The organism is Lacipirellula sp. (genome assembly GCF_965279485.1).
Lineage (GTDB): Bacteria > Planctomycetota > Planctomycetia > Pirellulales > Lacipirellulaceae > Lacipirellula.
Genome location: NZ_CBDIIC010000002.1, coordinates 1,607,117 through 1,622,566, shown reverse-complemented (window position 1 = coordinate 1,622,566; position 15,450 = coordinate 1,607,117). Strand labels below are relative to the sequence as shown.

General features: G+C 61.9%; 8 protein-coding genes. 1 reads left to right on the top strand and 7 read right to left on the bottom strand.

The features are described from left to right. Positions 1-208: 208 nt before the first annotated feature. The 7 genes from ACQY7R_RS14185 to ACQY7R_RS14155 all read right to left on the bottom strand — a co-directional run bounded on the left by ACQY7R_RS14185 (position 209) and on the right by ACQY7R_RS14155 (position 14,409). The gene (locus ACQY7R_RS14185) at positions 209-4,441 is read right to left on the bottom strand and encodes a lamin tail domain-containing protein (RefSeq protein ID WP_428306245.1); all 4,233 of its coding nucleotides are present in this window, start codon (positions 4,439-4,441) and stop codon (positions 209-211) included. 120 nt (positions 4,442-4,561) lie between these two features. Further along, the gene (locus ACQY7R_RS14180; protein WP_428306244.1) at positions 4,562-8,155 is read right to left on the bottom strand and encodes an NPCBM/NEW2 domain-containing protein; all 3,594 of its coding nucleotides are present in this window, start codon (positions 8,153-8,155) and stop codon (positions 4,562-4,564) included. Positions 8,156-8,323: 168 nt separating this feature from the next. Next, the gene (locus ACQY7R_RS14175) at positions 8,324-9,070 is read right to left on the bottom strand and encodes a PEP-CTERM sorting domain-containing protein (protein ID WP_428306243.1); all 747 of its coding nucleotides are present in this window, start codon (positions 9,068-9,070) and stop codon (positions 8,324-8,326) included. A 229-nt stretch (positions 9,071-9,299) separates the two neighbouring features. Further along, positions 9,300-10,340 (bottom strand): DUF1559 domain-containing protein, encoded by a 1,041-nt coding sequence (locus ACQY7R_RS14170; RefSeq protein ID WP_428306242.1) that lies wholly within the window; start codon positions 10,338-10,340, stop codon positions 9,300-9,302. A 34-nt stretch (positions 10,341-10,374) separates the two neighbouring features. After that, complete coding sequence (locus ACQY7R_RS14165; protein WP_428306241.1) at positions 10,375-11,376, bottom strand: dockerin type I domain-containing protein; 1,002 nt, start codon at positions 11,374-11,376, stop codon at positions 10,375-10,377. 114 nt (positions 11,377-11,490) lie between these two features. Next, complete coding sequence (locus ACQY7R_RS14160) at positions 11,491-12,429, bottom strand: hypothetical protein (RefSeq protein WP_428306240.1); 939 nt, start codon at positions 12,427-12,429, stop codon at positions 11,491-11,493. A 102-nt stretch (positions 12,430-12,531) separates the two neighbouring features. Further along, on the bottom strand, positions 12,532-14,409 hold the full coding sequence (locus tag ACQY7R_RS14155) for a hypothetical protein (protein ID WP_428306239.1): 1,878 nt from the start codon (positions 14,407-14,409) through the stop codon (positions 12,532-12,534). A 468-nt stretch (positions 14,410-14,877) separates the two neighbouring features. Between ACQY7R_RS14155 and ACQY7R_RS14150 the strand changes: the two genes are divergently transcribed. Then, on the top strand, positions 14,878-15,408 hold the full coding sequence (locus tag ACQY7R_RS14150; protein ID WP_428306238.1) for a sigma-70 family RNA polymerase sigma factor: 531 nt from the start codon (positions 14,878-14,880) through the stop codon (positions 15,406-15,408). Positions 15,409-15,450: the final 42 nt, after the last annotated feature.

The window sequence follows — 15,450 nt, the reverse complement described above, 5'->3', positions numbered from 1 at the left end:
ATGGGGCTTGTGGCGCCTCGCGTTGCGGAAATGTTGGGTTGGTTTTCGTTCCTGAAACGCTCTTCCACCTCTTCGTAGCGGCGCGCGAAATCTTGGACTTCGGCCGAGAGGGTAGGCAACTATTCTGGCAGCCGTCGATTTGCGCGGCGCGACCCCCGGGCGGAGCCCGAGGCTAGGGATGATGGAAATCTAACGGCGCTAATGCCGTTTAGGCACGCCGCAGCGGGGATCTACCGACGCTCGCGAGGCGGTGCGGCTGTCGCGTGATGCAGAGGCGATCGAAGACCTCATCGACAGCTGGCAGCGAGGAAGATGCGTCGCTCGGCTGCTGCAGACTGGCAGTCAGCGTTCGCGATGCAGCCCAAGAGTGCTGAACTGCGAGGCCTGAATGGGGAGTTGGATAAATTGCCGCGGCCGCTTCGGACGCTGTTTTTTCTGAAGCGAAAGCAGCGCTGCCTCCGGTCGTAGGCCATGGCGAGCGGCTATCGAGAGTGAGGCCGGCCAAGTTGAGGTCTTGGCCGAAAGCAACGTCGCGATCGCTCGCGCGAGGATCTTCCAACTCCTCGACGACGACAGGTAAGGCAATTGTGGCTGGCGCAACGACGGCGAGCGGCGTGGCGACGACCGCTGCGACGGTGGCGGCGCCGTAGTTGTTCTTCCAGACGTCGAGGTCGCCGGCGTCGACAAGCAAATTGCCGCTGCCGTCAGCTCCCAGCAGTGCGGGAGTCTTCGCGCCAAAGCTCCGCTGCCACGTTAAGAAGTCTTTGCCGTCGACGACGCCATTCGAGTCGTAGTCGCCGGGAATGCCGGGGATGCCATTCCAGCCGGGCGAACCGCCGTTCATCGCGCTGGCGCGCCAGTTGTTCGGATCGCTCGCTCCGCCTGCCGGATTGATGATTTCCAACGACGGCCCGGCTCCGTCCGGAGCAGTCGGCCACAGGCCGCCGTCGTCGTACTCGATGGTTTGAATTGGCGTGCCGTCCGCCGCTGCCAGGACGATGATCTCGCCGCCGTTGCTAAGGTTGGCTGTCCCGTAACCGCTTGGAGCGAGATTGACGCCGAGGCCGTACACCGCTTGGAACTGCGCCGGGTTCTTGGCGACGACGATGCGCTGTCCGGCTGCCAAACTCAGGCCGTTGGCGAAGACGTAGGGCGTTGCAGCGAACGTGGTGAGCTGAACGCCGGAGAGATCGACGGGCGCCGAGCCAGTGTTGAGGACTTCGATAAACTCTAACTCTTGCGGGTCGACGCCGACGGGTGCAATCGTCGGGTTGTAGTGCAACTCGGTAATCGCCAGCGTCGGGAGATTCGTCGGCGCGGCGGCCAAGAATTGTACCGGCGACGACCAGTGACTCCAGTGACCGTCGCTATCCTGCATGCGAACGCGCGCGCGGTAAGTGTTGCCGGCGGCGATCGCGCCGCTAGGGACGCTGACTTGGTTGGAGAAGTTGGCGAGCTCGCCCGATTCCCAAGTGCCTTGGATTTCATAAACGTACTCGTTGCCGGCGACGAAGTTGGCGCTCGACGCGCTCTTCACTTCGGCGACGCGCCATTCCATGCGGGCGAACGTGCCGGCGCCTTGAGGATCGGCGAACGCCGAGGTCTGGAAGGCGAGGCCGTCAGCCGCGTATCCCGCGGCGCCGATGTAGGAGATCGTCGGCGTCGAAGGAATGCCGACGTCGCTCCCTTGCGAGACCATTTGGTTGTAGCCGTAGCCGCCGGGACTGAGATAGCTCTGCATGTAGGCGACCAAGCCGTCGAACGTTTGGCTTGGCAGCAGGCTCGCGTTAAAGTTTTTGTACCAGATGCCTTGCTTGTTCTTTTGCGGGTTGTAGTCCCACTGGGACTGGTTCGCGTTGACGATTGATAGGTCGCCCGTGCCAAGCGTGAGCGTGCGGGCGAGTTCTTCGATTACCTTCGCCGCATCGCCGTTGCCGAGCAGCAGGTCGGTGATCTCGCGCAGACGATTCTGGTAAGCGAGCTTGGCCGCAGGATGGTCTTGCAACAGCGTGCGAATGTTTTCACGCGTCGTGACCGGTTGGCCGAAGTGAGGAGCGTCTTCAAACGTCAGATCGAGATCCCACGGAATGACGTACCACTGCCCGGTGGCCTGATTGTGGTAGTAGTTGACGTTCTCGTTCGGACGAATGTCGGAATTGTTCACGGCGTGGTTGATGAGGTTCCACGCAAAGTAAACGTCCCAGTTGAGATTCGCCTCCCACCAGGCAAGTGACTCATAGCCGCCGTCGGCGCCGTTGAGGAAGGCGATCAGGTCGGAGCGATCGGTCGGCAGCTCCGAGCCTTGGTGGCGATTGGTCGTGGCGCCGAAGGCCTCGCCGTGCATGTTGTAGATCGTGCCATCGTCGAGCCCGCGTTCATCGAGGAAGCTGCCGTCGGGTTGCTCGATGCCGATGTAGAGCCCCCAGTAGTCGCCGCCGTATTGGTTAGCGCCTGTTTCCGAGGCGTCGTCGATGACCCGAAATTGAAAGTAATGCGTCTTTGGCGACGGGGCGCCGGCGAGTTCGTACAGTTTGAATGCCGCGGGTTCAAATAGCACCGTGCCATCGGTCGACGCGTCGTTGCGCCACCAGGGGTTCGTACCGGGCAGCACGTTGATCTCATCCCACAACTCGGCGTAGGGCTTGCCGTAGTTGTCGCGGGCTTGCAGGAAGTGGCCCGTTTGGAATTCGATCTTCCACTTGTTCTTGCCGACGGCATACGTCGATGCTTGGCCGCGATTGCGAAACAGCACATGATCGTAGACGACGCCGTCGTAGACGAGCGTGCCGCGAAACTCGACTTCGTTATACGAGGGGTTGTACTGGCTGTTTTGGATGTCGGCGGCGTTCGCAATGAGATGGTAGGTGGCGATGTCATCGAGCTTGGCGCCGCTGTAGACGACGTTAGGCGAGACGCCGGGGCGGAGCGAGGCGGTGTAATTGGGGACGCCGTCGTAGACGAAGTAGGCAAAGTTCGGCTGCGGGTCGTCGGCGTACGGGCCGCGCACGGAGGCGCCGAGCGTATCGGTCGCCGTGATGCGATAACGCACCAGTCGGCGGTTGACCTGCAATGAGCCTAGCAGCGTCACGGAATAGACGCCGTCTCCGGCGACAGCGTCGCCGTTGAGGCCGTCGTCGGTCATCGTCACGATGGTCCAACCGTCGCTATAAGCGGAGTCGCTCAGCCGAACGTAGGCGCCGGCGTCGACGGTTTGATAGTCGAGCTTCACCGACTGAACGCCGTTGGGGTCGGTCACCTTCATGGTGATCGTCACCGCTTGGCCGCTCGCCGGCTGCAGCACCGATTGCGTGAGCTGCCGCATCTGCGGCGCGGAGTTGGCGGCGTAGACGGAATTCTGGGAGCCCGGCGTCGGTAGGCCGAGCGTATCGGTGGGGATGCCCAGTTCCAGATTGAACGACGCATCGCTGCTGCCGAGCGACTCGTTCAACACGTGAACGGCAATCGTGTTCGTTCCCAGCGTCAGGTACTGGCTCATCCCCGTGAGGACAATCTCTTCCCACTCCGCCTCGTGATTGGCGCCGGAGGGGCTGTTAAAGTTTTTATCGCCGGGAGAGACGTGGAACCGCGAGACCTCGACGCCGTTGAGGTACACGATGGCGCCGTCGTCGACGTAGATCCGCAGTTTGAGTCGATCGGGAACGGAGCTACTGAGCGTGAAACTCTTGCGCGCGTAGTACGTCGAATAGCTGTTCTGCATATCCGACAGAATGGTGGCGTCGTCGCCGTCGCCGAATCCGATGGAGGCGAGGCCCGACTGCCAAGCGACTGAATCGTTGCTGGTGACGAAGCCGTTGAGCCGCCAATTGTTGGCGGGATCGTTGGCAACCGTCGGCGGGTTGGCGGTAATCCCTTTGCGATATTGCCACGTCGTGCCGGGGGCGATCAGCCGCGAGCCGGCGCCGGGAGTCGACGAAATGCCGGACGAACGCCAATTGCCGGCGAGATCGTTGTCGAGCGCCGGATTGATCAGTTCGATCGAGCTGCCGAAGTCGCCGGTCGTCGGCCAAGGAAAGCCGAGCTTGTAAGTGACCGTGTCGATCAGCGCGTTGGCGGCGTCGTGAAGTTCAATCGTTTCGCCGTCGTTCGAGAGCTTATCGCCCGTTTCCCATTGCCCGAGCGGGGCGAAGCCGAACTTCGCCTGGAAGTCGGCGGCGTTTTGCGTGACGACGACGTAGCCGCCGGCGGCGATGGACGCGCCGTTACCGAACGTGTAGTCAACCGCCTGGTCGATGCGCCAACCTGAAAGATCGACGGCCGCGGCGCCGGTGTTATGAAGTTCGATGAATTCGACTTGCTCTGTCGCGTTCTCCGGGGCGTAGTGGAACTCGTTGATGACGACGGCCATCAGGTGGCGCGATTCAAGATGCTCGAAGCCGCTGCGACGGACGCTCGCATGGTTCGAGAACGTAGGCTTTTTCAATCGGTGTTTCTTTCGCCCAAGAGCCATCGCGGAGAATCCCGGTGTCAATAATTGCGTTGCAGTGATGAGAGTGCGTCGTGGAGGAGTTCAGCCGCTCATGATGCCGTACGATTCAGTGTGTCATTCGCGAGCGAACTGCCGCAACTTGCCGGACCAATGTCGGAGCGTGGTGAAATCGATTGCGGAGATCGCATCGTCGTGTGCTTTATGGTCGCTCACGTTCAACGTCGCGTGACTTGCGTCTCTCTTGGCCCAATCGCGACGGTTGAGGCTCGGCGCTGCAGGCTCTTCGTAGACGATGGAGGTCGTTGGTGGATCGCAATTCCGCACGGGGAGCGATGCGATTCGACGAGTCGACAGTTCCGCCGGCAAGCCGAGCGTCGTTAGCGCGAAAGGCGGCCTTTCAGCGAGCGTTTCAGCAAACGCTGCGTCTGCCGAGTGTGCCGTGGAGGGATCGGTGCTCGCGATGCTTGTCGGTGCAGCGAGTGAATCTAAAATCGCAACCGCAGCTGCGGAGGAGGCCGCAGCCGCCGGCGGATTGCTCGCCCCGAAACTTGCTTTCCAGACCGCCAGATCGGCCTGATCGACGTCGCCGTCCTCGTCGGCGTCGCCCTGAGCGTGGCTGCTGCCGGTGGCGCCGTAACTACGCTGCCAGCGGAGAAAATCGACGCCGTCGACGCGTCCGTCAGCGTTGAAATCGCCAAGCCGCAGCGGGAACAAGGTCGGCGCGGCCGTGGGGATGACTTCGATGTAGTTCGGCCGAGTTCCCCGCTCCGCCGCGTTGCCCGCATCGAGCGTCAAACGGCCGTCGGCGACCGTGACCATCATCGTCCGCTGCTTGAATTGATTGGCGGCCAGCGAGACGTTGCTCCAAAAGGCAACTCCCTCCACGTTAAGCGTATGCGAAGAGGTGAATGAGGGATCGCCGATCGAGACGGTCACCGCGTAGACGCCGTTCGGTAGGGCAAGTTCCCAGTTTTGTCCGGCATGAAATTGGTTGAGCGTGTCGAGCCGTTGGTCGGCGTTGACGTCGCGATCGCGGGCCACGTCGGTGTGATCGCTCGACCATCCGTACGATTGGCCGTTGCCGCGGTTACCGAAGACCAGGCCTGCATCGGCGAGATACCCTGCCGGGGTCGCTGCAGACGCTGTTTGAAAGTTGACGTAAACTTGCGAACCGGTTTGATCGCCGATGAGCCGGGCGTTCGCCCAATCGGCGTGGTCCAAGCCATCGCCATTGCCGGCATTCCCCACGACCAGCCGCAAGACCTGCACGCCGACGACGCTAACGTCGACCTTCTGACTCGCATTGGCCCCGGTCATCGTTCCGGAATTGAAGAGCAGGGCCCCATCGGCGTAGACCTGGAAGGTGACTGATCCGTTGTCGCCCGTTTCGTCGTCGACGCCGACGTCGGCGATGAACCGCTCGAATTTGCCGCTAAGTTGATACTGGACGTCCGAAGCTGCGTGGACGCCGAGGCCCTTCGCGTACCCGACGCCTTGGATCGCCATCGGCACACCGTCGCCGGCCGCCGCTTCGCCGTTGCTGGTGTCGCGTTCGATGGGTCCCCAGCCATTCGGCGCGGGGGCGTTCGCAATTGGCAGATCGCTGAGGAAAGCGAGCGACCCCGAAGCATCGGCGTAGAGGGCGATGTATGCCTGGCCGCTCGCCGGCGTCGCGATCGTGCGGGTGTTGCTCGTTTCTCCATCTTGCCAGCGGATGAACGTCGCCAGCGCGCCTGTGGAAGTTAACTGCGTCAGCGGGGCGGTGAGCGTCCGTTCGATGTTGACGACGCCGGTCGTCGTTAGCGGCGCTGCTTGGGGTTGGCCGTCGACGAGAATTTGCCCGCCGCCGAAGTTCGTCATCACGGTGAAGTTACTGGTCGCCGGATGGACGTCGCGAAAGATACTCGTTTTGAGGCCTGCTGAATCGACGACCGTCAGCGTGATGCGATACCAGACGTTGGGCGAGGTTTCCCCGATTGTGGGGATCACGAAGCTACCCGAGCTAATTCCCGTCGTCGGCGGCATGAAGGGGTGCGAGTGCGTATCGTGATGAAGATCGACTTGCCATGTCATCGCACTGCCGCCGAGAGCCCCATCCTCCAGATCCTGAGCGGTGGCTGAAAAAGAGATCGTCTCGCCGCCGACGTAGGTCTTGCTGAGCGTGGGCGTGACGATCGTTGGCGTCGGGGGCGTGTCGGTCGTCACCGCGAGTGTGGCGACATTGCTCACGGCGTTGCCGACGATGTTCGTGACGACGACGCGCACCTGGGCGCCGTTATCGGCCAAGGAGACGGTGTTCAGCGTGAGCGTGGCGCCGGTGGCACCGGGAATATTGACGAACGCCGAACCGTTGTAACGCTGCCATTGGTAGTTTAATGGCGTCGATCCGGCGGCGCTCGCGGTGAACGTGGCATTCTGCCCAATCGAAACCAGCGCGTTGCTCGGGTGCTGGTTGATCTGCGGGGCAACGTTGGCGGCGAATTGAATCTTGCGAATCGACCCCGTGCCAATCCCCGGCGCTCCTCCCGCGCCGGCTCCGCGAGCGATGTAGTAAAGCGAGCCGTCGCTCGTCACTTCGATGTTCATCGGGTACTCGGCGCCAGTCGCGAACGTGACGGTGGACGCTGGATTCGCCGGATCGACATACTTAATGCGACCAGCCGTGAACTGCGAGTAAAAGTAACCTCCCTGATACTGCGCCGGAAACTGCGGCAAGACGCCGCTGTAAAACGCGCCGCCGGTGATGGCGCTATCCTCGCTGTGGTTGTACGCCAACCAGGGGTTCGTAAACGTTGGGAACGTCGCAGGATTAAACGTTCCCTCGGTGAGCGGCCAGCCGAAGTTGCGACCGGCGACCGTGGCTTCGTCGATTTCTTCCCATGTTCCTTCGCCCACGTCGTTGATGAAGTAGCGGCCGGTGACAGGGTCGACGTCGCTGCTAAACGGGTTGCGCAACCCCGAGGCCCACACGTAGTCGATCCAGTCGACGTCTCCGGGAGCGTTGCCGCTCCAGTCGTTTCCGCCAGCGGGATTCGTGTCGGCAGGATTGTAGAACGGATTGTCGGTCCGCGGCGAACCATTGCGATTGACGCGCAGCACTTTGCCGAGCGGGGCATTGTTATTCTGCACGATGCTGTTGTTCTGGTGATCGCCGATCTGAATCGTGAGCGTGCCGTCGGAGAGGAATTGAATCGCTCCGCCCATGTGCCAAATGGGCGCCTTGTTCGTCGGCAACTGGGAGAAGAGCGGCAGATCGAGCAGTACCACTTCGCTGCCGGGCAGGATCGTTTTGTCCGTCGTCGGATCGACCGTCAGCCGGCTGAGGCGATTGTGGCTCTCGGGGGACGTCGCCGTGTAATAGACGTAGATGAAACCGTTCGTCTCGAAATCGGGGTCGAGCGCGATGCCTTGAAAACCTCGTTCGCCGGTTCCATCGCACGGCAACGTATACGCCAACTGCGACTGCATTGCGTCGTGCTCAATGACGCCGAGGCGACCGTCCTGAAACGCCACCCAGAGGCGATGCCCCGACGGTTCGGCGGTCATCGCGATCGGGCTCGTCAGATTTGACGCGACGACCGACTCCGTAAACCCCGCCGGAACAGTCGCTAGCATGCGGCGGTCTTCGAGCGCTTCAAAACCGAGCGGCAGGCGCGCCGCGAAGGCCGACCGTCCCCTGAAAGTCGATGGCGCAGCGTTGTGTCGCATGCGCCGCCGCCACCCCAGCTGTTTGCTCATCACGGCGCCCCTCCGCCTGTTCACTCAATCAAACGCCTTCGGAGCCGCGATTGGTCGCGACTCCGAAGGCAGGTGCGTACGTCATCTCCCCTCTGCTACGGATCTCTGTGGTCCGCAGCTGAGGGAGCGTTAGGCTAACTATTTTGAACGACGGCGGCAGGCCAGCAGTCCGGCCAACCCCCCTAATGCGAGTAACCCTGTCGCCGGTTCAGGAACGGCGGATAGCGCGACGTGAAACGTGCGGTCGTAGCCATGGTTGGCGAGGTTGCCGAGCGTTGCGTCGGCGAACGACCGAGCGCCGCCGGCGCTGTTGAAGGCCGTGCCGTTGGCGTAGCCAGCGTCGCCTTGCGTCGCGTCAAAACCTTGCCAACCATTGGCGGAGAAGATCTCGAACGCATAATCTGCGTTCGGGTTGAGCGTGGGCGAGTCGGCGCCGGTGAGGCTGAAGCTCAGCCATCCCTCGACTTTGTCGTTGGCGTTCGAACCGAGATTCGCGATTCCGGTGAGCGTGGCGATTGGCGTTAGCGTTGTGCCGGCCACCGAGCTGACGCGCAGGCTCCAGGTTCCGGAATCAAAGACCCCGCCGCCGCCGTCGCCGACGGCGAGGAGCGAGATCGCTTTCAGTTTGTAGGGCGTTGCGCCGACGGGAGTTTTGAAGGTCTGGCCAGGAGGGCCGCCATTGTCGCTGTAGTTTTGCGAATTGTAGGTTCCGCCGCCGGGCGCCGATCCGCCGGGGACCGTGGCGTCGCTCAGGAAATTGTATTGATCGAGCGGGCCGGCCGTCGGCGGCACGTTGCCAGCGCTGAAGGACATCGTCACCGCCGCATGCGTCACGCTCGGCACGAACATTGCGAGGAGCGCCATCAGACAGAAGCGTCGTTTCATCAGCGAGAGCCTTTCTAACAGAGGGTGTAAGATCAAAGCACTTAAGTGCCGCTGTTGTCTCTTCCTGTCCTGCTATCTGCTGCCCGTTCTTTTTGGCGTCCTTGAATGAGCAAAGCGTCTCGCCGTTTGTCCCCCAACAACGACGGCGAGACGCTTGCTCGTCAAACGTCGACTTGGGTCTTGAGTCGAGTGGTGTCCGCGGTTCAAGCAAATTGGTTGATAGGCAAACTTACGGAGAACCTGTCGTCGTGGCATTGCCGTCGGCGCGGTCGCCCAGATCGCGGTGAACTTGCCAGTCGACGTCGTAGTTGACGGTGTGAATGCTGCCGTCGCAGTAAGCCATGTTGAGGCCGCCCGCGTGAGCGGAACCGAAGGCGTCTTGGCCGTTGACGCCAGCGGGATATTCAGGTGCATCGAGCAGCGGCGTGAGCGCGGCGAGCGAGCCATAGGCGCCTGAGGCCGTCTTGCGGAAGTTATCGTTGTTGAAGCCAGTGCACCAAGTTTCGTTGTCGCCGGCGTCTCCGCCTGTTTCGTAGTTGACGGTCGTAAGCGCCTTCTCGCCGACCATGTAAGTGTTCGACGTGCCGTCTGTGACATGTTTGAAAGTGACTTGGCTGCGCTGGTAGGAAATGCCATTCAAGACAAGAGTGGGATCTTGCGGGGGCGACATGGTTGGAAGACGGTTTTCAAACCACGAAAATCCGCTTACTGCTGCATACGTCGGCGGGAAACTATCCGCTTCGACGTACACCGTTCCCGAGTTGGCTGCGTAGTCACTGCGACCCACCAGTTCTGGTTTCAGCGCATTGTAGATTCCTGTGGCATTGGTATAAGGAAATGTTTGGCCTCCTGGTCGGCGCGACGGGCAGGTAATGGCGTCGAGTGGCGACGAGAGCGTCGTTCGTGCTGCCGTTCGCTGGCTTTGGGTCAGCACATCTGGCTGCCCGTCTTTGCCTTGGTCATGGAGGGCGGCCTGCTCCAGAAACGGGAGCGTGTTGTATATCCATCCGCCTGGCTGATCTTTGCCAAAGCCGCGATCAGGATCGCCGGCCCAGAACCAGCCCCAGCCGCCAGTCGGGAAAAACTTCTGAACGTCGGCGTGATTCATGCACCCGAGGGCCATTTGCTTGAGGTTGTTCTTGCACTGCGTGCGTCGCGCCGCTTCACGGGCCGCTTGCACGGCAGGCAGTAACAACGCCACCAGGACGCCGATGATCGCGATCACCACCAACAGTTCGACCAACGTAAATCCTGCAATTCGACGCCGCATGGCTCGACTCCTCCGTCTCGATAAACGCGTTCCGTTAGCACAACGACTTTCCACAGCGGCAACCACGCCGCACGACGCCCACAAGTCCTACAAGGGCGCCGACGGCGAGGGCGGCGCTCGCTGGTTCCGGCACACCAATCTGCGCCAGCACAGCGGCCGGCGCGTTGTTCTTCCAGATCGCGTAGTCGGCCAGGTCGATCTTGCCGTCGAGCGTGAGGTCGCCCATCACGCGGGTGGCGCCCGTCGCCAGGAAGAAGTTGTTTTTGATAAGCGTGTAGTCGGCGAGGTTCGTGAACCCGTCCTCGTTGACATCGCCAGGTCCAGGCGCGAGCGAAACGCCGCCGATGATCTGGATGGCGTTGATCGGCGCGCGAAACCCATTGGGCGTCGTGAGCGTCGTGTTTGTCGTCAGCGTGAACGACGACCCCGTCAAGCCGCGAAAGCGAAGATAGTTGCCGTCGACCGACAGGTCGGCATCGATGCCTGGGTCTTCGACGAATGCCGTCGGGCTCCCCATCGAGCTGCCGTACTTTACGATGTTGTTGATGCCGTCGTTAATCGTGTAACCGCCGCCGCGATTCGCGTTCGAGTCGCTGATAAAGTAGACGTACACGTCGTACGCCGGCGTGCGGAGCGTCGTGTCGAGGTTGTTGACGGTGATCGAGATGCCGTTAGCGGCCGTGTCGCCCGTGTCGAGGTAGCCCGAGGTAAGGATCTTGTTCGGGCTGGCGGGGAAGGCGTTGTTGCCGCCGGAGCGCCAGGTATTCGGGCTGGTCCAGGTGACGGTCGCCCCGCTGGCGACCGGCGTGCCGGCGTTGTTGTAGAAGAGTCCGCCCACGCCCGTTCCATTGGCCCCGAGCAAATTGTTCCAGTTGGCCGCGGGGATGACGCCCGCGACGTCGGTCGGATTGAGCGAGCTCGTCGCGGCGTCGGGGTCGCCGGCGGCGAAATTGAGTCCCAAGCTTTGGGCGTTAGCAGTCGCGGGTAGGAGCCACGCCAGAGCTCCGACGATCGCCAGCAGGTGCTTTGTATTCATGATAGATGTTCTTTCCTGAAACTCGTCCGGACCGTCAGGATTGGAAGTTGGTATGAGTTGAAGAGAGGAACGTGCCGATGAGTCGCACGCATTCAAAGGGCCGCGTCCCGAGACTTAGCGGCGGAGTCGTCGCCCGCGAGCGACCACGAGCAGGGCGCCGCACAGAGCCAACGCGGCCGTTGCCGGTTCGGGAACTCCGACGAGCGCGGCAACTTCAGGGGGAGCGGCCGCGCGCCAGCGGCGGAAGTCATTGAGATCGACGTAGCTGTCGCCGTTGAGATCGCCGTTGGTGAAGATCGCCGCCGGCTTTTCGAGATTGTTTCGAATGATGGTGTAGTCGGCGAGATTGACGACGCCGTTGTTGTCAACGTCGCCGGGGCCGCCGGGGGGGGCCGCGAGTTGGGCGACGAACGTTCGGTCGTACCCATGGGCGGCCACATTGCCGAGCGTGTTGTCGTTGAACGACCGGACTGCACCGGCGCTGTTAAACGCTGAGCCTCCCGCGTAGGCGGCGTCGCCTTGCGTCGCGTCGACGCCAAACCAGCCGCCGGTGGTGTAAATCTCGAAGGCGTATTGCGCGGAGCCGTCGAGCGTCGTTGCATCAGTGCCGGTGAATGAGAGCGTCACCCATTCCGTGCCGATAGCGCCGGTGAGCGTCGGGATGCCGGTGATGGTTTTCAGCGGCGTTAGCGTTGTTCCGCTGACTTTGCTGACGCGGACGGCCCAGGTAACGCCAGCCGCGTCGATCACGCCACCCGTGTCGCCAACGCCCTTCAACGTGAGGGCGGTCAAGGCGTAGAGATGCTTCGTGCTGGGGGCGGTGAACGTTTGCCCCAGCGGCCCGCCGTTGTCGGTATACGATTGGGAGTTGTACGTTCCGCCGCCCGGGGTGTTGCCCCCCGGGATGGTGGCGTCATCCAACAACTGAGACTGATCGTAAGTTCCGAGCACCGGCGGGCTGGCGTTGAACGAGAGCGTGGCGGCGCCATGCACCGAAGACGCGATCGTCGCGGCGACGAGGGTGGCGGTGAAAATAGCTTGGATGCGAATCATCTCTCTCTTACCTCCGAGAGTCGTGTTCGAAAAATCTTGTTGACGGGGCAGGGCGGCGACAAAAAGATTCGACGCCGATCGCGTTGAATCATGCATTCACCATCATTGACGGTGGCGGCGGCCGGCGACGACGGCGAGCGACGCCGCACACGCCAAGACGCAAGCGGCAGGTTCCGGCACGGCGGCAGCGGCGCCGACGGCGGAAGTAGCTCCGAAGTTGCTTTTCCACGTCGCCAGATCGCCGGCGCTGAGTGGGTTCGGCGAGCCGCCGCGTTGCCACAGTAAGAAGTCGGCGCCATCGACGCGGCCGTTGTTGTCGTAGTCTCCCGCCAGCGCTGCGCCGGAGGTGAACGAGACCGTGGCCATGCGGAACGTCGATTCGTTGCCAAGGATGAACTTCATGCTCAAGCCATCTTTGGCCAACTGCGTGGCGAAGTTACCGATGTTGCCGAGCGAGATCGATTGCCCGGCAGGAATGGCGAGCGGCGCGACCGGATTCGTCTCCGACAAGGCGTTGGTCGTCGTCGGCGATTCTTGCCAATTTGGATATGTTCCCGCGCGATCGGCCAGACTCGTCCACGTGGCTCCGTTGAGCGCGCCGGTCGATGAGAGGATCGAGTAACCGTCGATCGATAGCGACGTCAGGGTGTCGTTCTTAAGCGATGCGATGCCGGTCGTCGTGTTGACGATCAGCGCGATGTTGTTGAGGAACTGCGTGCCGACGTATTCGATTTGCCCGCTCACCACGCCGCCGCCGGTGGCGTGGTAGGTGAATTGGAGGTCTTCGCCGTTGACGCCAAGCCCCTTGCTGGCGACCGCGGTTTTGCTGAATCCGGTTCCCAGGGTGACGGACGTTCCTGCGGTAGAAACGTTGAACGAGCCGGTCGGCTTAAATTCAGCCAAACCATTGGCGGAATTTCCGGTAGCCTTTTCCCAACCAGCGTTTCCGGCGGGAGCGCCGGAGATTCCCTTGTAGCTGGTGAGCAGCGAACCGATGGTGGGCGAACTGATGGTGTAACCATCGAGTTGCGTTACCGCCGCGCCGAGCGGATTGCGGATGGAAAGCTCGCCCGTGTCACGGTTGACCCGCAGCACGAGCATCGTTTCTAAGGCGACCTGCAACAACTGGCCGTTGGCGCCGCCGGCCGTTTGGCGGAGTCGATACGCCGAACCGAGTGCCGGGGCGGGAGCGCCGGTCACTTGAACCTGGCCGCCGATCGTCGCGTTGGCGAAGTTGCCGGTGATGGCGGCGGCGTCGACGAGATTCCAGGAGTTGCCTGCGGTCGGCGTGACGCCATTGAACTGCACCGCCAAGTTGCCGCCGAGGGCGACGCTGGCGGCGGACTTCACCGGCGACTGGGAGGAGCCGCTAGTGATCTCGTGCGTCAAGACGCTTGTTCCTTGGAACGTCACTCCGGTCGCGGAGTTGAAGTTGACGTTCGGACCCGTGATCCGCAGGTTACGGGAGATCGTCGAGCTGCCGCTGATCGCGACGGCGGCATTGCCACTGAAGGTCGCTTGGCTGGCCGCTTGTCCGGCTACCGAGAGACTCGTCGCGGCGAACGAACCAGTTCCACTAACGTTGAGCGTCCCCGTACCGGCGACGCCGATCGCGGCGGCGCCCGTCGTCGACGGGCTCACGACGCTGTTGAAGACGCCGCCGGAGGTGATGGACAACGTGCCCGAATCAGCTGCAGCTTGTCCGAGCGATACTCCGCCGACGTCTTGGATGATTGCCGTGCCGAGCGTCGCCGTTCCGCCATTGTTAATGACGCCGTTTTCCTCAAAGGCCGCACCTGGTGCTCCCTCGGGCCGCGCCGCGCCGCCAGGCGTGTAAGACCAATTGGCGTTCGAATTCCACCCCGAACTGCCGGTTGGCAGCCAGTAGATGTCGAATCCCGCCGTTGCCTCCGGCGCGGCCGCAATGCTCAGACCAATTGCAGCGAGCGTTGCCGCGATGAAAAGCCTCAAACGCGTCATGATGCATCCCCGAAAGAGTTGCTGTTATCCCTTGCCTCGCTTGGAGGCCCAGCAGATTCACACAGTCTTGCCAACTCGCTATCTCTGTCGGCGGAACGTCGGCCGTCGTCGCGTAGCTAGCGACTGCGGGCGCCGCCGTTACTCAAGCCGCCTGGACCATCGCCGCATAGCGGGCGAAGTCGTGCGTCGTCACGATGAGAAGCGATTAGAAAAGTCTATTAACCGCGGCGTCCCCACCGCGGTCTGCCTAGTATCTCCGGAGGCGTCGCTGTGGTGACGCGCTTTCTTCACATTTTCTTCTTTTGTCGGCGAGATTCCGCCGAGACGATTTCTTTCAAAGAAACTGGCCGAATCACGGAGTTTCTTCGACACCAGCATCGGTTCAGCGGAGACTCTATGCTGGAGAGGAAGGCAACGCACCATTGGTTGAGATATAAGACCGCAATTCCCAATCGTTGAAGTTCCACGATGAGCGATGAACGCAGCGAGGCGCTAGAGGCTTACGTGCAGGCGTTGACTGCCAATCAGGGGCGTTTGCGCGGTTATATTTTGGCGTCGCTGGGGAACTACGCCGATGCGGCCGACGTGCTGCAGCGCACGAATCTCGTGCTTTGGAAAAAGGCGAGCGAGTTTCGCGTCGGGGCCGAGTTTTTGCCGTGGGGATTGACGATCGCCCGCTTCGAAGTGTTGTCGTTTTTGCGCGACGGTCAACGCGATCGGCACGTCTATTCGACGGCAGTTGCGGAGATGATGCTCGACTCTGCCGCCGTGGAAGCAGCGGACGCCAACGACCGGCAGGCCGCGTTGCGGAAGTGTCTTGAAAAAGTGCCGCGAAGAAATCGCGAGTTGCTCTGGCAGCGTTACAGTGCGGAAATGTCGATTCGACAAATCGCCGCGGAAGCGCAGCGGAGCGAAGACTCGATCAAGAGTCTTTTCCTGAGAATCAGGAAGGGACTCGAGCGTTGCGTCGAAGCGAGTTTGAACTGGAACGCAGACTAGGGCAGCGGATTAGAGGCGGCGACGATGACTGCTGATCGTCGC